This window comes from Helicobacter pylori, from assembly GCF_003638305.1.
Taxonomy (GTDB): domain Bacteria; phylum Campylobacterota; class Campylobacteria; order Campylobacterales; family Helicobacteraceae; genus Helicobacter; species Helicobacter pylori_DJ.
This window is the reverse complement of record NZ_MVYP01000001.1, coordinates 1-22,788: the sequence shown is the minus strand read 5'-3', so window position 1 is coordinate 22,788 and position 22,788 is coordinate 1. Positions and strand designations below refer to the sequence as shown.

Sequence of the window (22,788 nt, the reverse complement as noted above, 5' to 3'; positions counted from 1 at the left end):
GGTTTTGTGGCTTATAAGGGGTTAGTGAGCAAGTATTTCAAAAGGGTTTGGCGCACTATTTCAAGGGTTGGGTATTTTGAAGAAAGAGCGTTAAAATGGGTGGTATTGATTAAAAAAGGTTTAGGAGCGTTTAAAAAAAGGCGGTGTTGCTCGTTTTTATTCAACTTGTCAAATTTCGTAAAAAGAGAAAGGTAGGCTTGATCGGGCCTTAAAAGGGCTTGAATGCTTTCTTTAGCGTTTTTGTCAATTTCTAAATCCAAGTGGCGCGCATCCACCAAGTGGATAAAAAGCTTGATTGAAGTTCTAACGCTCAACAATTCCCATAAAAACCCCTCCCATTCTTTTTTCAAGCTTTTAGAAACTTTAGCGTAGCCAAACCCGGGCAAATCAATCGCATTAAAGGTTGTCATTAAGGCGTTTTCTTTATCTTCCCAAGTGGTGGAAAAAAAATTCGCTAAACGGGTTTTTCCAGGCGTCGCTGAGCTTTTAGCGAGATTTTTCCCTAATAGAGTATTGATAAAAGTGCTTTTACCTACATTGCTGCGCCCTAAAATGACCATCTCAGAAGTCAGGCTTGCGGGGCATTGAAAAAGCTGGCTAGAAGAAGTGAGAAAATGAGCGTCTTTAATGACAATCATGGTTTTTCCTTAGCGCCTTTCTTCTTCAATTTAGCCTTACGATTTTCTTCATTAATATCTTCCATATCAAACACAAATTTAGCGGGCCGCTTCGCGCTCCCCAACACATCAGCATAGCCTTTAGTTTTGTTTAAAATGATTTCATCGCCGGTGATGACATTGGATTTCCCCACTTCTCTAACCACCGCATTTTGCAACAATTTGTATTCCCCATTCAGCGCGTTATAAATGAGTTTGTCAGCGCTCCCGCTGATTTCACGATTATCCTCTGTAAAGATATTAAAATGCGTGTTCCCTGTGGCTTCATAGCGCTCTGGCTTTCGTTTATCGTTTAAAAAAACGCTCACTTTATCCGCAAACAACCGGTCTTTACCTTTTTTGATCTGCACATTGCCTTGAATAACGGCGGTTTTTGTTTTGTCGTTCGCTACAAATTGGTTGCCGGTGATCTCTAAAAGCTCTCTTTCTTTTTTCAAACCTTTATTGTCTGTTTTTTGAGCGCTCATCACGCTTAAAATACCAAAACAACACACCAAAAAACACCACCAACGCATTAAAAACCTCCTTTGAAAGTGGGGAATTTTTTCTTTTCTTTCTGGCTTTGTTTGATTTCATCTAAAAACAAATTAGCTTGAATGCTTTGAGCTTCAATAACGGCTAATGCATGCGAATAAGAAATGTCAAGCCCTTCAACTTTACTATCCTTTGAAGTGAGAATGAAACGGCCCTTGCCTTTAAAATTTTGCTCCTTATGGTTGTAAATCCCTGTTTCACTCCAAAAACTAGAATCATCGCTTCTTTTATAAGTAACCCCATTAGGGAAGAAATACAAATCCTGCTGCCGCCTGGCTTTAGGGGATTCAACGCTTTCTATCATGTCTTCATCATAGCGCTTGATTTTGGAATCAAAAAAGATCTCGTGATCATCGTATTGTAAAGCTTTTTTGCCCTCTATAGACAGATCAAGGATTTTATCGTTGATTTGAAACGCTTTAAAGTTTTCTAATTCAATTTTAGGGATATTTTCTTTAGAGACCACGCTAGTGGGTTGGGAACGCAAAAAGAAAAAAACTAGCCCTATCGTGATGAAAGATAAAACCACAAAAAAGTTTAAAACGCTATTAGAGGTAAAGCTTGAGCGCTTCATCTTGCAAGCCTTCCAATTCTAAAAGATAATCAATCGCTTCCCTAACGGCCCCCTTGCCCCCTGAATTTTGCAACACTTTATAGGCCTTGCTTTTAAGCAAGGGGTGCGCATCAAAAGGGGCGAAACTCAAAGTGCATGCCTTAAACATGCCTAAATCGTTATAATCATCGCCCACGCATGCGATTTCTTGCGCACTCAATTGCAAGTCTTTTTTGAGCCGCTCTATAACGGCGTTTTTATTTTCAACGCCCATAAAAACAAACTGAACGCCCAAGCTCTCCATGCGTTTTTTCACCATGATTGAAATTCTTCCTGTAATGATAGCGATTTTTTTGCCTAATTTTTGCCATAGCGTCATGCCAAGCCCGTCTTTGACATTAAAAGCCTTGATTTCGTGAAAATTTTCATCAAAATACAACGACCCGTCCGTGAGCGTGCCATCCACATCTAAAAGCAATAACTTAATCATTCTCTCGTTAAAACCGCATTCTGGTTGTATTTTTTCATAAAATCCCTAGCCTCTTCTTCGCTTTGAAACCCTTGAACTAAAACTTTATACAAATCGTCTTTAAAAGCAACCTTGACGCTGTAATTTGGATTCTCTGTTTGCAATTTATCCGCTAAAGTTTGAGCGCCTATTTGGTTTCTAAAAGCCCCCATTTGCAAAGAAAATTTCCCTCCGCTCACGCTTTTTTCGCTCTCGCCGACTTTAAATTCCTTGTGCAAGATCTTTGAAGAGTTGGCGTTAAAGGATTGTTCGTATTGCGTGGAGATAACCCCACCAAAACCCAAAACAATAAGACGCACGCTGGCCGTGCCTTTTTGAACCATGTCAATATCCCTAGCGGCCGCATTAGACAAATCAATGATGCGATCGCTCACAAAAGGTCCTCTATCATTAATGCGCACAATGGTGCTTAAGTTATTGTCAACATTGATGACTTTCACCACGGTGTTCATGGGTAAAGTCTTGTGCGCGGCGGTGTGGGCATACATGTTATAAATTTCCCCATTACTGGTTTTTTTGGCATGGAAGTTAGGGCCATACCAGCTCGCAACGCCATCAAATTTTTCGCCTAAATCCACTTTAGTGGGATAATACCACTTGCCCCCCACTTGATAAGGGCGCATGGTGGCTCTTTGGATCGCGCTAGAATCGCGCATGCCGTTATCTAGGGGTTGTTTTGTATTGCTATCTTGCGAATCGGTATGGTGTTTGAAATGGCGTTCAAAAAAATTGCGTTTATAGGTGGCTTTTTTGGTTGTCGGGTCATAGTCTTTAGCGTTTTCATAAGCGCGCAAGCTTTCATGCTTATAAGACAAATTCTTCATTCCCTCTTTTTTAACCGCACAAGCGCTAATCAAAAAAATAACGCCTAAAAAACAAACTTTTTTTAACGCCAAACCCATTAAAATTCCCTTGTAGCGATCAATTTCTTATTGGTAGGGATGATTAAGCGCTGGTGGATAAAGATATTAGAATCTTTGAGGTTATTGGCTAATTGGATACTGGAAATACTGACTTGATAGCGTTTAGCGATAGAAGATAAGGTTTCTTTAGGCAAGACCACATGGGTGATGAAAGGGCTTTTAGGACTGGCTTGAATGTTTTTATTTTGTTTGAGCTGGCGTTGTTTGAAAAGGGCGAGTTTTTCATAAGGGATATAAATGGTGTAGGTGGGGTCTTTAGAGGGCAGAATGTTATAGCGGAATTGGTGGTTGTAGGATTTTAAGGTCTCTAAACTCAAGTTTAAATTTTTGGCCACTTGGATTAAAGAAGTGTGTCTTTTAAACGGGACGCCCACTAAACTCACCCTCGCCCCACGATTGAGCAGATATTCTTTATCTTTGAGGTTGTCTAGGCTGTTGAACTTTAACGCTAGGCTTAGAATGGAGCGGATATACTCTCGTGTTTCTTTAGGGAGGTATTTCTTATCTTCATCCAACAAAATTTTAATGTCCGAAGTGCCGGCGGCTTTAATAGCGTTTTGAACCTTGCGTAAGCCGTAATTATACGCCATAGCGACCAAATACCACTCTCCGGTTTGCTTGTAGAGCCGTTTCAAATAAGCGATCGCCGCTTGAGTGCTTTTAATAGGATCTCTTCTTTCATCAATGTAATGATTGACCTTAAGCCCTAACTCTTTAGCCGTGCTTGGCATGAATTGCCAAATCCCTACCGCTTTTTTCCTGCTATAAGCCCTTGATGAAAATTTAGACTCTGCCATGGCTAAAAACAAAAATTCTTGCGGCACGCTCGCTTCTATGAGCATGTTTTTAATGATAGGGATGAATTGGTAATTCACATCAAATCTTTTGACTAACTTTTTCCATTCCTCTTCTTTATTCACTTTTTTTAAAACGCCTGGCATTTGGGATAAAAAGCTCGCATTGACCCCAAAAGCCTCTAACGCTTTGGTGTCAATATTAGATTCAAAAGCCATTTTTGCATGGCCTAAAGAAGCCAATAAAAGGGTAACAAAAAAAACCAACCATTTTTGACTAAAACACTTCATTCTTTTTGACATCGCATCCTAATAACTACAGCTATTCAGCTTTTAAAATAGCTTTGATTATAACTAAACTTGAATAACGCTTTCTAACACAGCCCTAATTTTAGGGGAAGTTAAAGAGCGTTTGAGCGTTATGCGTGCTTAAAGAAGCGAGCTCTTCAGTTTCTATGTTGATGATTTCGGCAATTTTTTGAGCGATTAAAGGGATATAAGTAGGGCTATTTCTGGTGCCTCTAAAAGGGTGTGGGGTCAAATAAGGCGAATCCGTTTCTAAAAGAAGCCTGTTTTTAGGGATTTTAGGGAGGATCTCTACCAGTCTTTTAGCGTTTTTAAAAGTGCTAACCCCTCCTATCCCGTAGTAAAAACGATCGCTTAATTCCAAAAGCATGCCATCAGCGTTAAAGCAATGCAACACCCCAAAAGCTTTAGGATAGCTTTTTAAAAGATTCAAACTATCAAAACTCGCCTCTCTGATGTGGATAATCAAGGGCTTGTTGTGTTGGATAGAAAATTCAATCTGTTTGGTGAAAACTTCTTTTTGCTTGCTTTTATAATTTTCTCTTTCATTCAATTCAGGCAAGCGGTAGTAATCCAGTCCGCATTCGCCTATCGCTACGCATTTTTGATGACTGACAAATTTTTCAAACAGGCTTTCATCAAAGCTCTCCACATCATAAGGGTGAGCGCCTATGGCAAAAAACACGCCTTCAAATTTTTCGCTAATTTCTACCGCTCTATTCAAATCTTTCATGTCCGCGCCCGGAATCACGCATTGCGTAACGCCTTTTTCTAGGCTTTCTTTTAACACTTCTTCTAAATCGTTTTCATAATCCTTGTGATCCAAATGGCAATGCGTGTCTATAAACATGCTTTTATCCTATGGTTTTATTTAGTATGTTACAATAATCAAACATTCTAACATAAGGGGAACAACAATCAATTATGTTTAGTGGGTTAATCCATAAAATAGCTAAAGTGGAGAGTTTCCACAACAATATTTTAAGCATAGAGAGCGATCTCAATCCCAAGCTTGGCGACAGCATTGCGGTTAATGGGGCGTGTTTGACCGCCATAGAAAGTTCAAAAACGCATTTTAGCGTGGAATTGAGCCAAAAAACCCAAAACAGCGTAGCGTTAGAAAATTACAAGGATTTAGTCCATATTGAGCCAGCCTTAAAAGCCGATGCGAGTTTAGACGGGCATTTTGTGCAAGGGCATATTGACGCTATCGGGGTCATTGAAAAAATCATTCACAACGCTAATCAGGTGGATTTTTTCATCAGCGCTTCTAAAGAAACGCTTTTGTTGTGCGTTGAGCAAGGCTCTATTGCAGTTGATGGGGTGAGTTTGACTTTAAGCAAGGTAGAAGAAAAAGGGTTTTGGCTAACGATTATCCCTTACACTTTAGAGAATACCCTTTTTAAGACTTATAAACTCAAACGGCGCGTGAATATTGAAACGGACATGTTAGTCCGCAGCGTTGCGTCTATTTTGAAAAAAACAAAGGGGTTTGAAAAAAATTTCTCTTGGAATGAGGCCGACGCTTTGACTTTAGGGTATTAGATGAATAAAACCATAAAAGCCGCCGCTCTAGCCTATAACATGGGGCAAGATCATGCCCCAAAAGTGATTGCAAGCGGGGTGGGTGAAGTGGCTAAAAGGATCATTCAAAAAGCAAAAGAATACGATATAGCGCTCTTTTCTAACCCCATGCTAGTGGATTCGCTTTTAAAGGTGGAATTAGACTGTGCGATACCTGAAGAATTGTATGAAAGCGTGGTGCAAGTGTTTTTATGGCTCAATAGCGTGGAAAATAACGCGCAAATGTCCAAGTGATCGGAATTATAAAGTTAAAACGATGGTAGTAGAATTAAAGAACATTGAAAAGATTTATGAAAACGGATTCCATGCTCTAAAAGGCGTGAATTTGGAATTGAAAAAAGGCGATATTTTGGGCGTGATAGGCTATTCAGGGGCGGGGAAATCCACGCTCATTCGCCTAATCAATTGCTTAGAGCGTCCCAGTTCTGGCGAAGTTTTAGTCAATGGGGTCAATCTGTTAAACTTAAAGCCTAAAGAATTGCAAAAAGCGCGCCAAAAAATAGGCATGATTTTCCAGCATTTCAATTTATTGAGCGCTAAAAACGTGTTTGAAAATGTCGCTTTCGCTCTAGAAATCGCCCGATGGGAAAAAAATAAGATCCAATCCAGGGTGCATGAATTATTGGAATTAGTGGGGTTAGAAGATAAAATGCATTTTTATCCTAAACAGCTAAGCGGTGGGCAAAAACAACGAGTGGCGATCGCTAGGAGTTTAGCGAATTGCCCTGATTTATTGCTTTGCGATGAAGCCACATCCGCGCTGGATTCTAAAACCACGCATTCTATTTTAACGCTTTTAAGCGGCATTCAAAAAAAGCTTGATTTGAGTATCGTTTTCATCACGCATGAAATTGAAGTGGTTAAAGAATTGTGCAATCAAATGTGTGTGATCAGCAGCGGCGAGATCGTGGAAAGAGGCTCAGTAGAAGAAATTTTTGCTAACCCTAAACATGCCGTTACTAAAGAATTGCTTGGCATCAAAAACGAGCATGGGGATCAAAAATCGCAAGACGTTTATCGCATCGTGTTTTTAGGGGAGCATTTAGACGAGCCGATCATTTCTAATTTGATCAGGCGTTTTAAAATAGATGTGAGCATCATTTCAGGAAATATTGAAGAGCTTACGACTAAAGATATAGGGTATTTAGTGGTGCGGTTTTTAGGCAGTGTTGCAGAGACTCAAAGGGCTTTAGAGTATTTAAACGCTTTAGGCTTACAAGTGGAAAAATTAAAGGATTAAAATGATTTCTCAAATGCTCATTCAAGCCACGCTAGAAACGCTTTATATGGTGTTTGTGGCGAGCTTTTTGGCGGTTGTTTTTGGCTTGCCTTTGGGGGTTTTATTGTTAGTGAGTAAAAAAGGGCATTTGTTAAACAAACCCCTTTTGCATAAAATTTTAGACACTTCTATCAACATGACTCGCTCTTTCCCTTTTATCATTCTCATTATTTTGCTCCTGCCTTTATCGCGCTTTTTGATTGGCACAAGCATTGGCTCTAGCGCGAGCATTATCCCGCTAGCCATTTCAGCCATTCCTTTTGTCGCAAAGCTTTTTGAAAATTCTTTAATGGAAGTAGAGCATGGCAAGATTGAAACCACTTTAAGTTTGGGAGCGTCTCATTTGGAAGTCATTAAAATGATGCTTTTAGAGAGCTTGCCCTCTTTAGTGAATAATATCACCATCACCTTAATTTCTTTAATAGGCTATTCGGCTATGGCTGGAGCGTTAGGGGCCGGGGGCTTGGGGGATTTAGCCATTAGGATTGGCTATCAAAGCTATAGGGGCGATGTGCTTTTTTACGCGGTGGTTGTGATTATTGTTTTAGTGCAAATCATTCAAAGCGCGGGGGATTATGTGGTGAAACGCCTAAGAAAGCATAAGTATTAGGGATTTGGTTTTCATTAAATGCGAATATTCAAAGCCAACTTTAATGCTCTTTTTTAAAGGGGATTTTTAATCTTTGCTCATGGCGAAACTCAATTCTCTAAAACGCTTTAAAAGGCTATCATTCAAACTGAATTAGAGCTTTTTACAATCAATATTCAATTAAGTCATCATGCCAAAATGGGCTTTATTTTGCGTTGTTGATAAATCTATCCATCTGTTTTTCTAAGTCTATGATTTGCGTTATCGCTCCTTCTAAAATTTCAAAATTTTTAGCGTTTTTTGGGGTAACGCATGCGAGTTTGTTGGAAGCTTTTTCTAACGATTGGATGTCTTTAAGCAAGGTTTTTAAAACTCCTACGCTTTTAAAATCCTTCTCAAAATAGTCATCAAATTGCTGTTCTGTCTGAGACAAGTTCTCTAAAAAAGCGCTTTGAAGGCGTATTTGGGTGCGATCATGCCCGGTTTCAATACAGGTTTTATAGGTTTTATTGATCGCAATAAAAGCGTCTTTGGCTTTCAAAAAAGCCTTGGAAAGTTCAGCGATGATTTCATAATGTTCGCCCTCTGCTCTTAAAAACCCTAAAAAGAGTGAAATGAGCAATAACTTTTTTAGCATTTTATCCCTTTACCATTGATAAGAAAAGCTCACCCCATAGCGGCTACTGCCTTTAAAGTCGCTAGAGATTTCAGGATAGAGCATCCATCGCTTGGGTTTGTAGCGTGAAGTGAATAAATAGGCAAAACCCCATGCGATAAGGCTACCGATTGTAACTTGTAAGATCGTGTGTTGTCCTGCCACCACTCTGCTAGCGTCAGTGAGAATTGCAAGAGCGATCACAGGAAGAGCCGGCTTCCACCCGTAGCGGTAATACACAAACCCAGCCGCGCTAAACACCCCCCCAGCATGCCCGCTTGGCATGCCTCTCCAAGAATTACAGCATGGCCGTTTAGCAAATCCCACTCTAGCCCCATCTTTATGGGCGGTGCTAAAAGCTCCTTTAAGGCCATAAATCACCCCTTGAGTGACTAATGTGCCGACCGCTAATTCCCCTAAACCTCTATAATCGCGCATCGCCAAACTGACCGTGCCTACAAAAATAGGCAAAAACCTAAGGACATCGCCAATCTCTTCTAAAATGTATGCCCCCTCATTGATCGGCTCACTCCTTAAAGGATACACCCATAAGAGCAGGCTCAAAAAAAGACCTTTGAGCTTTTTCATTGAAACGCTCGCTTTTCTAAAGCGCAAACTTGCCTATTCAAATAAGCATAGCCTATTAAATAGCATGCGATAAAGACTAGGCCAATAATAATGAGCGCGTAAGAATTTAAGCGGAATAAGACGCTGATTAAAATAAAAGGCAGGTTGCACAGAATAAGGATAAACGCGCATAAAGGGTTAGGGTAATTGAAAGAGCGTTGTTGCAAGAATTTAAATAAAAGGGTGTGCAAATGCAAATTATCCGGCATGGTGGCTTTCTGGCGTTTTATTTTGCGCCTAAGGATACTAAAAAGCACTTCTATGACCGGATAAAGCATTAAATTGAGCCCAAAAAACACGCTGATTTTTTGCTCTAAACTCAAATGCAAAAGGGAGATCCCGCACACCAAGCCCAAAAAATACGCCCCTCCATCGCCTAAAAAAATCTTTCCTGAAGGGAAATTTAACACCATAAACCCAAGCACCATGTAAGCGAGCAAACAAGACAAACTGCTAGGGTCTATATAATGGATGACTAAAAGCGTAATCGTGCAAATCCCTGATGCAAGCCCGTTAAACCCATCAATGATATTAATAGCGTTACTGATACCCACTAGCATAAAGATAGCGAATAAAAAAGCGATAAAATAAGGCAAGCTAAAAAGGGGCGAAAAATCGCTCACCACTAAAGGCGTTGATGAGATGACGCAAACGACCCCTACGGCTTGTAAAATAAGGCGTATTTTGGGGCTTAATGAAAGGTTAATGTCTTCTAAAAAACCGCTTAAAAACACCAATAACAAACCCAAAAAAACAAAAAACCCCTTAAAAGGCGCTTCAAAAGACTCAAAAAGATAAGCTAACACAAAAGAAAGAAAGATCCCAAGCCCCCCGGCTCGTGGGGTTCTGGCATGATGAAAGCCTTGTATTTTATTAGCGTTATCCACAAAGAGCATGGATTTTTTAGACCACAAAATAATCAAAGAGCAAATAAATAAACTGGTTAAAAAATATAGCACCCACAACACTTTTTATTGGATTTAATTGGCATTTTGTTTTGGGTATTATAGCATTTTAAAAGATAGCTTGATAATAAAATCTTATAGGCATAAGGGGTGGTTTTTATGTTACAATTCCAAAAATCATTATTATAAAATAAAGGATAGTCATGCGTTTTGGATTGAATATTGATCACATTGTTACTTTAAGAGAGATAAGAAAGACTTATGAGCCTGAGATTTTAGAGGCTCTGTTTATCGCTAAAAACACCCATAAAGTGGATTTAATCACCATCCATTTAAGAGAAGACAAACGGCACATTCAAAATGAAGACGTTTTGAGACTGCTTGAAATAAGCCCCTTGCCTATCAACATTGAATGCTCTATCAATGCTGAAATCACTGATTTTTTATGCTCTTTGAAAAATAAGCCCAGTAAGGTTACGATCGTGCCTGAAAACAGAAATGAGGTTACGACAGAGGGGGGGTTGGATTGCTCATTAAAGGGTTTGGGGGAAGTGATTAGAGCGTATCACAATAAAGGCATTGAAGTGTCTTTGTTTGTTGATCCTTTAAAAGACGCTCTGCATTTTGCAAAGGAGCATCAAGTCAAGCAAGTGGAGTTCCACACTGGGGTGTATGCGAATTTGCACAACGCTTTATATTCTAACGCTAACAATCAAATCCATGCCATTAGCGCGCTCAAAGACAAAAGCCCTAAAGAATTGAAAGAAGAATTGCACAACGCCTTTTTGCAATTAAGAAGAATGAGCAAAGAAGCGTTTTTTATGGGTATTGTGGTGTGTGCTGGGCATGGGTTGAATTATACTAATGTGAAAGAATTGTTAAAAATCCCCTCTTTAAGAGAGCTTAATATCGGTCATAGCGTGGTTTCAAAAGCGGTTTTAGTGGGATTAGAAAAAGCGATTTTAGAAATGGCGCAACTTATTAAGCGATAAAATGGCTAAAAAGAAAATTGCGATCAGTTGTGGGGATATTCAAGGCGTAGGCTTAGAATTGATTTTAAAAAGCCATAAGGAAGTGAGTGCGTTTTGTGAGCCGTTGTATCTCATTGATGGCGAACTTTTAGAGCGGGCCAATCAATTGCTTCATAACGCTTATGAAACTAAAACGCTTAATGCGCTCGCTATTGATGCCCCCTTACCCTTATTGAACTCTAGCACGATAGGAAAAGTCAGTGCTCAAAGTGGGGCGTATAGTTTTGAGAGTTTTAAAAAGGCTTGCGAGTTAGCGGATGATAAAGAAGTGGATGGCATTTGCACTTTGCCTATCAACAAACTCGCATGGCAACAAGCTCAAATCCCTTTTGTGGGGCATACCGATTTTTTAAAACAACGCTATAAAGATCATCAAATCATCATGATGCTTGGGTGTTCAAAACTCTTTGTGGGGCTATTTAGCGACCATGTGCCTTTAAGCGCGGTTTCTCAGCTCATTCAAGTAGAGGCGTTAGTTAAGTTTTTATTAGCGTTTCAAAAAAGCACTCAAGCTCAAATCGTTCAAGTGTGTGGCTTTAACCCCCATGCGGGCGAAGAGGGATTGTTTGGGGAAGAAGATGAAAAGATTTTAAAAGCCATTCAAGAGGGCAACCAAACACTGGGTTTTGAATGCTTCTTGGGGCCACTGCCGGCTGATAGCGCTTTTGCCCCCAATAAACGCAAAATAACCCCCTTTTATGTGAGCATGAGCCATGATGTGGGGCTAGCCCCTTTAAAAGCGCTCTATTTTGATGAAAGCATTAATGTGAGTTTGAACGCCCCCATTTTACGCGCCTCCACTGACCACGGCACGGCGTTTGACATTGCTTATCAAAACAAAGCGAACCACAAAAGCTATTTGAATGCGATTAAATATTTGGCTTAAAGGCTTTTTCTAAAAAGGGGGCTTATTTCATTCAAAGCTTTAATTTTAGATCTCATCTCTTTATTCTTCATGCTCAATGTTTAATTCTAGCTTTTATTCATTGGTATTTTTGTCATTGGTATTTTTGTCATTGGTATTTTTGTAAATCCACTTTTTAGTTTTGGTTTAAAGGCTTTAGAGTGTTGCTAACAAGGTATAATTCAAGCAAAAACACCGCCCAAAGATAAAGACATGATTTTAAGCATTGAAAGTTCTTGCGATGACAGCTCTTTAGCCCTTACAAGAATAGAGGACGCCAAACTCATCGCTCATTTTAAAATCTCTCAAGAAAAGCACCACAGCTCTTATGGGGGCGTTGTGCCTGAGCTTGCATCGCGCTTGCATGCTGAGAATTTGCCGCTTTTATTAGAACGCATTAAAATAAGCTTGAATAAGGATTTTTCCAAAATTAAAGCCATCGCCATCACTAATCAGCCAGGTTTGAGCGTTACTTTAATAGAAGGTTTGATGATGGCAAAAGCCTTGAGCTTGTCTTTGAATTTGCCCTTGATTTTGGAAGATCATTTGAGAGGGCATGTGTATTCGCTATTCATCAATGACAAGCAAACTCGCATGCCTTTAAGCGTGCTGCTAGTCTCTGGGGGGCATTCTTTGATTTTAGAGGCTAGAGATTATGAGAATATTAAAATCGTTGCCACGAGTTTAGACGATAGCTTTGGGGAGAGTTTTGATAAGGTTTCTAAAATGCTTGATTTAGGCTATCCAGGAGGCCCTATAGTGGAAAAATTAGCCCTTGATTATGCACACCCAAACGAGCCTTTAATGTTCCCTATCCCTTTAAAAAACAGCCCGAATCTGGCTTTTAGTTTTTCAGGTTTAAAAAATGCGGTGCGTTTGGAGGTTGAAAAAAACGCCCATAATTTGAACGATGAGGTAAAACAAAAGATTAGCTATCATTTTCAAAGCACGGCTATTGAGCATTTAATCCAGCAAACCAAACGCTATTTTAAAATCAAACGCCCTAAAATTTTTGGCATTGTGGGAGGAGCGAGCCAAAATTTGGCTTTAAGAAAGGCGTTTGAAAATTTGTGCGTTGAGTTTGATTGCAAGCTTGTTTTAGCCCCTTTAGAATTTTGCAGCGACAATGCCGCCATGATAGGGCGATCAAGCCTAGAGGCTTATCAAAAAAAGCACTTTGTCCCTTTAGAAAAGGCTAACATTTCGCCAAGAACGCTGTTAAAAAGTTTTGAGTGAATGGATACAAAAAGAAAGCGCATGGTAAAACGCTCTAAAATTTATCAACCTTTTATCTGTATTTGAGATGATTATTGAATAAAAACGCATTAAACTGAATTAACGAGTAAGCAAAAAGCCTTGAAACGCTTGACGAGAATTATTTTATTATGGGCAGATTATTAGATTAAATACGGATTAAATTTACAATTTTATAAAAAACCGCTATTGTTTAAGTTAAATTTAATGATTATTGCATTATAGTTTCATCACAAAAAGGTTTAAAAAATCCTTAAAGAGCTGGTAACTCTTAAGGATCTGTATTTAGTGCAGTGGTGTTGCGAGCACCATTAACACTATGATAATTAATAATAATTTCATAGTTATCTCCTTTATGTTATTTATGGCATGTTTCTTAATAGGCATTATTATTCAAACCATTAGGTTGGTAGCTAATGGTTTCAAACATCTATTAAGGAGCACATGTTTTGGATTGTATCATGTCAAACGCTAAAGATACTTGGGATTTCTGCTTGAATGGGTTTAAATTTTTTATTAAAAGAGCGTTTTTAGTCAAATTTAATCTTATTTTTGTTATAATTCTAGGTTCTTAAGTTTTAGTTTAAAGGGAAAAAATGCTCCGCTCTCTCTATAGCGCCACTTCAGGGATGCTCGCCCAACAGACGCATATTGACACCACTTCAAACAATATCGCCAATGTCAATACCACTGGGTTTAAAAAGTCTCGTGCGGATTTTAATGATTTGTTTTACCAAGCGATGCAATACGCCGGCACTAACACAAGCAACACGACTTTATCGCCAGATGGCATGGAAGTGGGCTTAGGCGTGCGCCCTAGCGCGATTACCAAAATGTTTTCGCAAGGCAGCCCTAAAGAAACGGAAAACAATTTAGATGTCGCCATTACGGGTAAAGGCTTTTTTCAAGTCCAGCTGCCTGATGGCACTACCGCTTACACAAGAAGCGGGAATTTCAAGCTAGACGAGCAAGGCAATCTTGTAACAAGCGAGGGCTATCTTCTCATCCCTCAAATCACTTTGCCTGAAGACACCACACAAGTAAATATCGGTGTGGATGGCACGGTGAGCGTGACTCAAGGCTTGCAAACGACTTCTAATGTGATCGGGCAAATCACTTTGGCTAATTTTGTCAACCCGGCGGGGCTTCATTCTATGGGGGATAATTTGTTTTCCATCACCAACGCTAGCGGCGATGCGATTGTGGGTAACCCGGATTCTCAAGGCTTAGGCAAGTTAAGGCAAGGCTTTTTGGAGCTTAGTAACGTGAGATTGGTAGAAGAAATGACGGATCTAATCACCGCTCAAAGGGCCTATGAAGCCAATTCTAAAAGCATTCAAACCGCTGATGCCATGCTCCAAACCGTCAATTCCCTCAAACGCTAAAAGGGGATTTTACTCTCCTTGACGCTCTTTAACCTCTGCTCCCTTGTTGTTTTTGCGCTTGGGGTGGTTTTGTGTTCTGGAGCGGTTGCTACCATTCTTTAATCTTTGTGGCTAGGATTTTTAAGGTTTTCAATACCGCTTTAGCCAAACACCATGTTTTATTGGTTTTATCCGCTTCTCGTTCTGCTTTTAATCTCGCTTCTTATGCTTTTAATTTTTGCGTAAAGTGGCAACTAAAACGCATGCAGGAACGGTTACCCTATAAGCCGGCCCTGCAAGATTGATGCTCACTAACGTGCCTGTAATGACCCAACCAATAGGCCCAGCTAAAATGCCTAGAGTTTTTTTAAGTGCGACTTTACCCACCACAGACGATAAACCATGCCCTAGAGTTTTTTTACCATTGCATCTGCAACAGCTATAGCCAACGCATAAGAATGAGAGCCACCCGCTTTAAACAGCGTTAAAACAGATACGATTAGGACTTGTTTGTTTTCACCAATCATTTTATCAATATTTGGCATGCCCAATTCATCGCAGAGTTCTTTAATCTCTCTCCCACTCATTTTTTCCAAACTATCTTTCAAAAGTTTAGAAAGCATGTTTTGCTCAATCAAAGAGGTTGCAGATCTTTCATTGTAATTAATATCCAAATGATCGCACGCATCGCACAAAACCTCTTTGTATAAGACCCCTTCATCTCTAAAAAAATTAATAAAAGTATTGCCCCCATAACATTGCAATTCTTCAGCAATCCTTGTGGGGTATTTAGCGTAATCATGGCCATACCTTTTATATTCTGTTGAATTTGTCAATTCTTCATTCATTCTTAGTGCGCCATCTTCATCATAAACAAGCACATCAAACAAATCTTTCAAATCGTTAGAGATTAAGTGATTTAAAAATTCCAAATCGCTATTTGTATGCCATGCAATCCCTTTGGTTTTATTCCTACCACCGTTCAAATCCCACCAAACCCCTTTTTTAGTGATTAGTGATTACAGCATCATTTTTTAAAATCATGTCTAACGCCCTAAAAGGCTCAAGCACACCCGCTAACTGCGCATGAATATTGCGTTACAAATGCTAATGGGCTTTATGGATTTTACAACCAAAGAATGATGATAATAATTAAAATATTTTGATACGCTTATCATTTTGGATACGATAAACCTGATTTGAAAGTAGGAGATTATTGATTTTTTCTTTAGATAGGGCTAATTTTTAATGAAACGCTACTTTGATTTTTGGCACAAGAAACCCCCTCCTTTAACCCTCTAACCCTTACTTTTTATCGTTTTTATGCTCGTGGTTAGCGTTGCATTGATTAGCCTGGTTTTGGCTATTTTTTTGACAACTTTCGTTGTTTTGGTTTTTAGCATCACCTTTTTGATTGTGGTTTTGATTACTGCAACTGTTACTCATTGTGTCTCCCTTAAATTAAAATAAAAACTAGATGCGTTTTCGCATCTAGGTCTCCATTCTATACCCTTTTCCCTAAAAAAAAGCTTAAATGGATTCTATTTGCAACGACTTCTTATATTCACTGGCTTGCTGTGTTTTTAGGCGTAAAGTGGCAACCACAATGCATGCCGGTATGGTTACTCTATAAGCCGGCCCTGCAATATCAATCGCTGTCCATACGCCTGTAATGATCCAGCCAACAGGGCCTGTTAAAAAGCTCAGAGTTCTTGTAAGCACTTGATCGCCCGCAAGCGACAAACCACGCCCTAGAATGGTTTTTGCGACCGCATTCGCAACAATGACAGCTAATTGATAAGATTTAAAGCCTCCCATTTTAAACAGCGTTAAAGTCGCCGCACTTAAGGCTTGTCTGTTCAAATTGTCAGTGTTTTTTATGGACAATTCATCGCACATTTCTTTCACTTCTTCATCATCCATTTCTTCCAAACTTCTTTCTAAGATTTTAGAAAGCATGTTTTGTTCAATTAAAGTCGTTTCAGTTTTCTTGTTGTAATTGACCTTCAATTTATCGCACACATCGCATAGGATCTCTTTATATAAGACTCCTTCGCCCTTAATGAAGCTCGCAAAACTATTGCTCCCATAGTATTGCAACTCTTCAGCGATTCTTTCTGCGTATTTAGCGTAATCATCGCCATGCCTTTTGTATTCTATGGAGCTTGTGAGTTTTTCATTGTGTCTTTTTTCGCCGTCTTTACCAAAAACAAGCACCTCGAACAAATCCAATAAATCACTAGATTCCAATTGCTTTAAAAACTCCAAATCTCTATCATATTTGTATGCCATATTATTCCTTTATATTGTTTTATCACCTATTAAAAACAAACGACTTTTCACGCTCCATCGCTATTTTTCTAAAGTGACTACTGATTTTAATATCATTTGTCTAAAACTATACTTAATATTCTAAAAAGGCTTAAGCTCAAAAACCCAACGCCCTTAACCCTATGGATTGCTTTAAAGCATCAATTCTTTTAAACGCTAAAGGGGGGGATTTTTATCCCCATTTTTTCTAACCTTTACTTTTGCCATTTTATACTTAAGGTTATTAGGGGTTAAGCGGTTTGGAGCGGTTGTTATCATTTTTTTTGTAATTCTTATGGCTAGGATTTTTGAGTTTTTCAACACCGCTTTTTGGGTTATTGCTTGGGTTATATTGCTTGATCATGTAAAAAACAGCTAAAGCAACTAGACCGATAAGAAAAATACTAGCCAAATACCATGCTTTATTGGTTTTATTTGTTTGTTGTGTTTCTTGGTGTAAAAATTTACCGGGATTTGCCTTAATACTATTAATAAGTTGTTCCATGTCTTTTTGTCTCTGATCTTCATGCATGACCAAACAACACCAAGTGGTCAATATTACCCACAAAGAAATGGCTCTAAAAGACTGAAAACCCCACCTCCTGAATAAACAATATCAAAAATATTATAACCAAGAATGACCCAAAGAATAAAGCTGAATATAGTTGAAAAAATCCTATCTCTCAAGAAAAAAGCTAACCCATGGAAGGAATACAGCTAATGCATAAATCACAATCGACTCCCTTAATTTTACTTCTACCGCTCACTCAAATCCCACCAAACCCCTTTTTTAGTGAAGTGATTAGTGATTGGTGATTATAGCATCTTTTTTTAAATTTAGGCATAAAACGCCCTCAATTCAAGGGTTTTTGAGCGAGCTTTTTGCTCAAAGAATCCAAGATAGCGTTTAAAAATTTAGGGGTGTTAGGCTCAGCGTAGAGTTTGCCAAGCTCTATGCATTCATTGATGATGATAGGGTTTTGTGTGGGCGTGAAGCCAATTTCATACGCCCCTAAGCGTAAAATCGCCTTTTCCATGCTCCCTAGTCGCTTGAAATCCCAGTCTTTCAAATGCGGCTCGATGAGGGCGTCAATTTCATTGATTCTTTCTAACACGCCATTAAAAAGGCTTAAGGCAAAAGCCAACTGGTTGTTTTTGATCCTTTTTTCTTCTAGCATGCTGGAAGCGATTTTTTTAATTTCTTCATTACCGCTCTCAAACGCATACAACAATTCAACCACAGCCCCCCTGGCTTGAGTTCGTGTCGCCATTTTAACCCTTGAGAGTTTGGCACAAGCTCAACAATTCAATGAGGGTGCTCATCGCTTCAAAGCCCTTATTGCCAGCTTTACTGCCCGCTCTTTCAATCGCTTGTTCAATATTGTCTGTGGTCAGTACGCCAAAGCTTACCGGCATGCTGTATTTGAGCATCGCGCTAGCAATGCCCTTAGTCGCTTCCGCGCTCACGTAGTCAAAATGCGGAGTCCCCCCTCTAATAATAGCTCCTAAAACGCACACGCCATCGTATTTTCCGCTCTCTAACAATTTGTCTAAAATGAAAGGCAATTCATAAGCCCCAGGCACTAGCACGAGATCTAAAAGCTTCTCATCGCCCCCATGCCTTTTAAAGCAATCCATCGCCCCTTCTTTTAATCTGTCTGTGATGATATGATTGAAGCGCGAGGTTAAAATAGCGATTTTTTCATTCCCTTGTAATTGCAATTTCCCTTCTATGATTTGCATGAAATTCCTTTAAAATAAATTTTGGATTTTTAACATGTCGGTTACTAAATATTCTAACTCGTCAGGTTTTAGCATGTTTGCTCCATCGCTTAGGGCGTTTTTAGGATCAGTATGCGTTTCAGCGAATAACCCATCAATCCCCACCGCCGCCGCAGCTCTGGCTAAAATAGGGGCAAAAGAGCTGTCTCCTGAACTTTTCCCGTTCGCTCCCCCTGGCATTTGCACGCTATGGGTAGCGTCAAAAATCACCGGGGCAAACTCTCGCATGATTTTTAAAGAGCGCATATCCACCACTAAATTCCCATACCCAAAGCTGCTCCCCCTTTCACACAGCCACACGCCATTTTTTAACGCCGTTTCATAAGTGGGGCTTTGAATGCTTTTATCCCTTGTTTTAAGGGCTTTTAAGACAGAATATTGCATGTCTTTTGGGTTCATGAATTGCCCTTTTTTGATATTGACAATAGCGTTAGTTTGGCTCACTTCTACAATCAGATCCGTTTGGCGGCACAAAAACGCCGGGATTTGTAAAATATCCGCTACTTTGGCTGCCACGCTTGCTTGATAGCTCTCATGCACATCGGTTAAAATTTTATAGCCAAATTCCTCTTTGATAATTTGTAACATTTCTAAGCCTTTTTCTAAACCAGGCCCTCTGTAACTTTCTAAACTCGTGCGGTTCGCCTTATCAAAACTCGCTTTAAAATAAAAATCCAATCGCTCGTTGTTGGCTAGGGGTTGTAATTTAGTAGCGATACTTCTTAGATTTTCTAAACTCTCAATGACGCATGGGCCAGCGATTAAAACGGGTTTAGGGGTTTTTGTGCTAGAAGTTTTCATGACTTATCCTTTGTTTAATGGTTTCTTCAATCGGCTCAAAAAAATGGCTTTCAAAATTATAATTATAAATCCTGCCTGTTTCTATGATGTAGTGCCAACCAAAAATTTTTAATTCGTTATCCATCACTCTTTCTTGAATGAAATCATAGCTTAAGAGGTTGTTGAGTTGCAAGCGCACATTCAAACGCTCTGTAAGCCATGAACGCTTGGCGAAATGGTTGCTGAATTGCGGGTGATCTTTTAATTCTTCTTTAATAGGCTCTAAAAATTGTATCCAGTCTGCAATGTAAGGGGTTTTAGCTTTGGTGGTTTCATCATGGATTAAATGAATGCTCCCGCAAGCCCCACAATCGCTATGCCCGCAAATGATTAAGTTTTGAATCCCTACATGCACGATAGCGTATTCAATGCTCGCAATGGTAGAAAGGGATTCTTTATAGCTTGTTTTAGGGGGGATCACATTGCCCATGTTGCGGATCACATACAATTCGCCCGGTTTGGTGCCAGTGATCAGATTGGGCACGACTCGTGAATCCACGCAAGAAATGAACAAAGTGTGGGGCTTTTGCTTAGTCTTTAAGCTCTCATAAAGCTCTTTAAGCTCTTCATATTCATTCTCTTGAAACTCTAACGCTCCTAAAAACGCTTTCACTCTTTAACCCTTAAATCTCATTTTTTTAAACTTGGTTTTCATTTTAAAACGCTTATCATAGCTAAAAATCTTGCATTTCTTTTTGTTATAATGGCGTTATTTTACACTTTAAAGGGCTTTCATGCAATTATGTGTCGCATTGGATTTAGAAAAAAAAGAGGACAACCTTTCCTTATTACAAGAATTGAAGGGCTTAGATTTATGGGCTAAGGTGGGGCTTAGATCGTTTATAAGAGATGGGGCTACTTTTTTAGATGAAATCAGAAAGATTGATGAAAATTTTAAGATCTTTTTGGATTTGAAGCTCTATGATATCCCTTATACTATGGCAAATGCCGCTCTAGAATGCGCGAAATTAGAAATTGATATGCTCACCGTGCATTTGAGCAGCGCTAAAAGCGCGCTAACCATTTTAATGCAACGCCTGAACGCTCTTAAAAAACGCCCCTTGATCATGGGCGTGAGCGCTTTAACCAGCTTTAGCGAAGAGGAATTTTTGATGGTGTATAACGCCCCTTTAAAAACTCAAGCGATTAAATTGAGCGCTATGGGTAAAGGAAGCGGGATTGATGGGGTGGTGTGTTCGGTGTTTGAAAGTTTAGCGATTAAAGAGAATTTGGGTAAGGACTTTTTGACTTTAACCCCTGGCATAAGGCTGGATAAAAACGATAAAGAAGATCAAGAACGAGTGGCGAACGCTAAAGAAGCTAAGCAAAATTTAAGCGATTTTATCGTGGTGGGCCGCCCCATTTATCAGGCTAAAGAGCCTAGAGAAGTGGTTTTAGAGCTTTTAAAGGATTGTTAAATGCGAGCGTTAGAAACGATTGCCGCTTTAAGAGAGTATCGTAAAAGTTTGAAAGAAAGCGTGGGGTTTGTGCCGACTATGGGGGCTTTACACAAAGGGCATCAAAGCTTGATAGAAAGGAGTTTGAAAGAAAATCCCCACACGATTGTAAGCGTTTTTGTCAACCCCACGCAATTTGGGGCTAACGAAGATTTTAGCGCTTACCCGCGCCCTTTAGAAAAGGATTTGGCTTTGTGTGAAAAATTAGGCGTTAATGCGGTGTTTGTGCCTAAAATTGGCGAAATGTATCCCTATGAAGCAGAGCAACGCCTAAAACTCTACGCCCCTACATTTTTATCCCACTCTTTAGAGGGTGCGGTGCGTAAGGGGCATTTTGATGGGGTGGTTCAGGTCGTGTTAAAATTGTTCCATCTTGTCAATCCCACTAGAGCGTATTTTGGTAAAAAGGACGCCCAACAGCTTTTAATCATCCAGCATTTAGTCCAAGATTTGCTTTTAGACATTGAAATAGTGCCATGCGAGATTGCGCGCGATAGCGATCATTTGGCTTTAAGCTCTAGGAATGTGTATTTGAGTGCAACAGAAAGAAAACAAGCTCTAGCCATTCCAAAAGCTCTAGAAAACATCAAGCAGGCCATAGATAAGGGCGAAAAAGCGTGCGAAAAACTGAAAAAACTAGGGCTTGAAATTTTAGAAACCTTGGAAGTGGATTATTTGGAATTTTGCAACCACAAGCTAGAGCCTTTAAAAACCATAGAGCCAGCTAACACGCTCATTTTAGTGGCGGTTCGTGTGGGTAAAACCAGGCTTTTAGATAATTTATGGGTGTAGTTTGAAATTTTTGTGGCGACCCTTGAAAGATTTGAACTTCCGTTTCCACCGTGAAAGGGTGGTATCCTTGGCCACTAGATGAAAGGGTCATTTTTAACGATTGACTATTATATTGGAAATAAAGCGTAGAAAATGATTTAAAAAGTTCTTGGTGGCGGAGCGGACGGGACTCGAACCCGCGACCCCCTGCGTGACAGGCAGATATTCTAACCAGCTGAACTACCGCTCCCTATCAAAACCCCATAGCCTAAAAACGCATGCTTGAAGCTAAGTCAAAAATGGTGGTCGCTATAAGACTCGAACTTATGACATCTACCTTGTAAGGGTAGCGCTCTACCAACTGAGCTAAGCGACCACAATATTGAGATAAAATCCAACTAAATCTGTATTAAAAGAGTGGTGACTCCTAGGGGATTTGAACCCCTGTAACCACCGTGAAAGGGTGGTATCCTAACCACTAGATGAAGGAGCCACGATGCTCATGGTGACCCGTGTTGGATTTGAACCAACGGCCCATTCCTTAAAAGGGAATTGCTCTACCAGCTGAGCTAACGGGTCTCACAAAAAAAGATAATGATACAATTTTTTTTAACGCTTGTCAAGAATAATTGAAAAATATTGCGGTTTTCATAGAAATGACACGCTCTTAAAACGGCATAACAGCTTTTGCTTAAATAAAAACTTGGTTGCGCTTTAATGCCATAAGGATCACAATAGATGCGTTTTTGTTATTGGTGAGTATTATTTTTTTGGGGTTTTAAAAAAGCTTTATCAAGATCTAACAAATCTTATTAGGATTTCATACTTTTTTTGTTTAAAAAATTTCATTTTTAAAAAATGGGGTTTTGTTTTATTGTTTTAGATCTTATTTTGTTGTAAAACGCATTTTCTTTTATTTTATTTTCTTAAAGGGATAGGGGGGATTTTTACGCTTGACCCCCAAAAAAAAGGGTTCAAAAAAAGAAACCCCTTAAAAAGAGAGTTTCACAAAGGGTTTAACGCAAGCTTTTAATACGCAAACACATAGTTGAGATACACGCTATAGAGTCTGCGGTATTGGAGTTGAGTGCCTAGCAAAGAATAGTAATTCGTGTTGATC

Annotated in this window: 28 protein-coding genes, 5 tRNA genes and 1 pseudogene; 10 read left to right on the top strand and 24 right to left on the bottom strand. The window is 39.4% G+C overall.

Annotated features, from left to right (window positions below):
• Positions 1–11: 11 nt before the first annotated feature.
• The 7 genes from yihA to EAL04_RS00145 all read right to left on the bottom strand — a co-directional run bounded on the left by yihA (position 12) and on the right by EAL04_RS00145 (position 5,166).
• Positions 12–638 (bottom strand): ribosome biogenesis GTP-binding protein YihA/YsxC, encoded by a 627-nt coding sequence (gene yihA, locus EAL04_RS00175; RefSeq protein WP_120972429.1) that lies wholly within the window; start codon positions 636–638, stop codon positions 12–14.
• The gene (gene lptA, locus EAL04_RS00170) at positions 635–1,192 is read right to left on the bottom strand and encodes a lipopolysaccharide transport periplasmic protein LptA (RefSeq protein ID WP_001267789.1); all 558 of its coding nucleotides are present in this window, start codon (positions 1,190–1,192) and stop codon (positions 635–637) included. The genes yihA and lptA overlap by 4 nt, the downstream gene beginning before the upstream one ends.
• Positions 1,192–1,785 carry a hypothetical protein gene (locus tag EAL04_RS00165; RefSeq protein ID WP_120972427.1) on the bottom strand — a complete coding sequence of 198 codons (594 nt, stop codon included), beginning with the start codon at positions 1,783–1,785 and terminating at the stop codon, positions 1,192–1,194. The genes lptA and EAL04_RS00165 overlap by 1 nt, the downstream gene beginning before the upstream one ends.
• Complete coding sequence (locus EAL04_RS00160; RefSeq protein WP_120972425.1) at positions 1,760–2,254, bottom strand: KdsC family phosphatase; 495 nt, start codon at positions 2,252–2,254, stop codon at positions 1,760–1,762. Before EAL04_RS00160 ends, EAL04_RS00165 begins: the two co-directional genes overlap by 26 nt.
• Positions 2,251–3,195, bottom strand: a complete 945-nt coding sequence (locus EAL04_RS00155; RefSeq protein ID WP_120972423.1) for a septal ring lytic transglycosylase RlpA family protein — start codon at positions 3,193–3,195, stop codon at positions 2,251–2,253. The genes EAL04_RS00160 and EAL04_RS00155 overlap by 4 nt, the downstream gene beginning before the upstream one ends.
• The gene (locus tag EAL04_RS00150; RefSeq protein WP_120972421.1) at positions 3,195–4,313 is read right to left on the bottom strand and encodes a lytic transglycosylase domain-containing protein; all 1,119 of its coding nucleotides are present in this window, start codon (positions 4,311–4,313) and stop codon (positions 3,195–3,197) included. The genes EAL04_RS00155 and EAL04_RS00150 overlap by 1 nt, the downstream gene beginning before the upstream one ends.
• A gap of 88 nt (positions 4,314–4,401) precedes the next feature.
• Positions 4,402–5,166, bottom strand: a complete 765-nt coding sequence (locus EAL04_RS00145; RefSeq protein WP_120972419.1) for a TatD family hydrolase — start codon at positions 5,164–5,166, stop codon at positions 4,402–4,404.
• A 74-nt stretch (positions 5,167–5,240) separates the two neighbouring features.
• On the opposite strand from EAL04_RS00145, the gene ribE reads away from it, so the two are divergent.
• The 4 genes from ribE to metI are packed head-to-tail and all read left to right on the top strand — an operon-like array spanning position 5,241 to position 7,789.
• Positions 5,241–5,861, top strand: a complete 621-nt coding sequence (gene ribE, locus EAL04_RS00140) for a riboflavin synthase (RefSeq protein WP_120972416.1) — start codon at positions 5,241–5,243, stop codon at positions 5,859–5,861.
• Entirely contained in the window at positions 5,862–6,134 is a 273-nt protein-coding gene (locus tag EAL04_RS00135; RefSeq protein ID WP_001044047.1) for a FlhB-like flagellar biosynthesis protein, read from the top strand.
• 22 nt (positions 6,135–6,156) lie between these two features.
• Positions 6,157–7,140, top strand: a complete 984-nt coding sequence (locus tag EAL04_RS00130) for a methionine ABC transporter ATP-binding protein (protein ID WP_000259804.1) — start codon at positions 6,157–6,159, stop codon at positions 7,138–7,140.
• A 1-nt stretch (position 7,141) separates the two neighbouring features.
• A complete protein-coding gene (metI, locus tag EAL04_RS00125; RefSeq protein WP_000625450.1) occupies positions 7,142–7,789 on the top strand; it encodes a methionine ABC transporter permease in 648 nt (215 codons plus the stop codon).
• 184 nt (positions 7,790–7,973) lie between these two features.
• Here metI and EAL04_RS00120 read toward each other — a convergent pair whose 3' ends face one another.
• Genes EAL04_RS00120 through wecA form a run of 3 tightly spaced genes read right to left on the bottom strand, consistent with a single transcriptional unit; the run spans position 7,974 to position 10,018 of the window.
• Complete coding sequence (locus EAL04_RS00120; protein WP_120972414.1) at positions 7,974–8,405, bottom strand: hypothetical protein; 432 nt, start codon at positions 8,403–8,405, stop codon at positions 7,974–7,976.
• Positions 8,406–8,414: 9 nt separating this feature from the next.
• Positions 8,415–9,011, bottom strand: coding sequence for a lipid A 4'-phosphatase (lpxF, locus tag EAL04_RS00115; protein ID WP_000734133.1), 597 nt, complete (start codon positions 9,009–9,011; stop codon positions 8,415–8,417).
• A complete protein-coding gene (wecA, locus tag EAL04_RS00110) occupies positions 9,008–10,018 on the bottom strand; it encodes an undecaprenylphosphate N-acetylglucosaminyl transferase WecA (protein ID WP_120972412.1) in 1,011 nt (336 codons plus the stop codon). Before wecA ends, lpxF begins: the two co-directional genes overlap by 4 nt.
• Before the next feature lie 140 nt (positions 10,019–10,158).
• On the opposite strand from wecA, the gene pdxJ reads away from it, so the two are divergent.
• The 4 genes from pdxJ (at position 10,159) to flgG (ending at position 14,529) form a co-directional block, all read left to right on the top strand.
• Positions 10,159–10,947 (top strand): pyridoxine 5'-phosphate synthase, encoded by a 789-nt coding sequence (pdxJ, locus tag EAL04_RS00100; RefSeq protein WP_120972410.1) that lies wholly within the window; start codon positions 10,159–10,161, stop codon positions 10,945–10,947.
• Position 10,948: 1 nt separating this feature from the next.
• Complete coding sequence (pdxA, locus tag EAL04_RS00095; protein ID WP_120972408.1) at positions 10,949–11,872, top strand: 4-hydroxythreonine-4-phosphate dehydrogenase; 924 nt, start codon at positions 10,949–10,951, stop codon at positions 11,870–11,872.
• Positions 11,873–12,103: 231 nt separating this feature from the next.
• A complete protein-coding gene (gene tsaD / locus EAL04_RS00090; protein WP_120972405.1) occupies positions 12,104–13,126 on the top strand; it encodes a tRNA (adenosine(37)-N6)-threonylcarbamoyltransferase complex transferase subunit TsaD in 1,023 nt (340 codons plus the stop codon).
• A 614-nt stretch (positions 13,127–13,740) separates the two neighbouring features.
• Positions 13,741–14,529: a flagellar basal-body rod protein FlgG gene (flgG, locus tag EAL04_RS00085; RefSeq protein WP_000946437.1), complete on the top strand. Its 789-nt coding sequence runs from the start codon at positions 13,741–13,743 to the stop codon at positions 14,527–14,529.
• An 88-nt stretch (positions 14,530–14,617) separates the two neighbouring features.
• Here flgG and EAL04_RS00075 read toward each other — a convergent pair.
• From EAL04_RS00075 to EAL04_RS00045, 8 genes and pseudogenes are all read right to left on the bottom strand, one after another.
• Positions 14,618–15,440: pseudogene (locus EAL04_RS00075) on the bottom strand (YaaW family protein).
• Between the two features lie 373 nt (positions 15,441–15,813).
• Positions 15,814–15,954: a hypothetical protein gene (locus EAL04_RS07870; RefSeq protein ID WP_000071328.1), complete on the bottom strand. Its 141-nt coding sequence runs from the start codon at positions 15,952–15,954 to the stop codon at positions 15,814–15,816.
• 84 nt (positions 15,955–16,038) lie between these two features.
• Positions 16,039–16,800, bottom strand: coding sequence for a YaaW family protein (locus EAL04_RS00070; RefSeq protein ID WP_120972401.1), 762 nt, complete (start codon positions 16,798–16,800; stop codon positions 16,039–16,041).
• A gap of 262 nt (positions 16,801–17,062) precedes the next feature.
• Complete coding sequence (locus EAL04_RS00065) at positions 17,063–17,350, bottom strand: flagellar biosynthesis protein FlgG (RefSeq protein WP_162982434.1); 288 nt, start codon at positions 17,348–17,350, stop codon at positions 17,063–17,065.
• Between the two features lie 322 nt (positions 17,351–17,672).
• Positions 17,673–18,089: a transcription antitermination factor NusB gene (nusB, locus tag EAL04_RS00060; RefSeq protein ID WP_120972399.1), complete on the bottom strand. Its 417-nt coding sequence runs from the start codon at positions 18,087–18,089 to the stop codon at positions 17,673–17,675.
• Between the two features lies 1 nt (position 18,090).
• Positions 18,091–18,561, bottom strand: coding sequence for a 6,7-dimethyl-8-ribityllumazine synthase (gene ribH / locus EAL04_RS00055; protein ID WP_120972396.1), 471 nt, complete (start codon positions 18,559–18,561; stop codon positions 18,091–18,093).
• Between the two features lie 9 nt (positions 18,562–18,570).
• Positions 18,571–19,401, bottom strand: a complete 831-nt coding sequence (gene kdsA, locus EAL04_RS00050; RefSeq protein WP_120972394.1) for a 3-deoxy-8-phosphooctulonate synthase — start codon at positions 19,399–19,401, stop codon at positions 18,571–18,573.
• A complete protein-coding gene (locus EAL04_RS00045; RefSeq protein WP_120972392.1) occupies positions 19,388–20,053 on the bottom strand; it encodes a carbonic anhydrase in 666 nt (221 codons plus the stop codon). Before EAL04_RS00045 ends, kdsA begins: the two co-directional genes overlap by 14 nt.
• Positions 20,054–20,174: 121 nt before the next feature.
• On the opposite strand from EAL04_RS00045, the gene pyrF reads away from it, so the two are divergent.
• Together pyrF and panC are read left to right on the top strand one after the other, a co-directional pair.
• Positions 20,175–20,858 carry an orotidine-5'-phosphate decarboxylase gene (pyrF, locus tag EAL04_RS00040; protein ID WP_120972390.1) on the top strand — a complete coding sequence of 228 codons (684 nt, stop codon included), beginning with the start codon at positions 20,175–20,177 and terminating at the stop codon, positions 20,856–20,858.
• Complete coding sequence (panC, locus tag EAL04_RS00035; protein WP_120972388.1) at positions 20,859–21,689, top strand: pantoate--beta-alanine ligase; 831 nt, start codon at positions 20,859–20,861, stop codon at positions 21,687–21,689.
• Positions 21,690–21,702: 13 nt separating this feature from the next.
• On the opposite strand, the gene EAL04_RS00030 is transcribed toward panC, so the two are convergent.
• The 6 genes from EAL04_RS00030 to EAL04_RS08270 form a co-directional block, all read right to left on the bottom strand.
• Positions 21,703–21,778, bottom strand: a tRNA-Glu gene (locus tag EAL04_RS00030).
• Between the two features lie 63 nt (positions 21,779–21,841).
• A tRNA-Asp gene (locus EAL04_RS00025) sits at positions 21,842–21,918 on the bottom strand.
• 50 nt (positions 21,919–21,968) lie between these two features.
• Positions 21,969–22,044: transfer RNA gene (locus EAL04_RS00020), tRNA-Val, on the bottom strand.
• 42 nt (positions 22,045–22,086) lie between these two features.
• A tRNA-Glu gene (locus tag EAL04_RS00015) sits at positions 22,087–22,161 on the bottom strand.
• A 10-nt stretch (positions 22,162–22,171) separates the two neighbouring features.
• Positions 22,172–22,247 (bottom strand) — tRNA-Lys (locus tag EAL04_RS00010).
• A gap of 450 nt (positions 22,248–22,697) precedes the next feature.
• A partial coding sequence (locus EAL04_RS08270; RefSeq protein ID WP_033705251.1) for an outer membrane beta-barrel protein occupies positions 22,698–22,788 on the bottom strand: 91 nt, incomplete at its 5' end.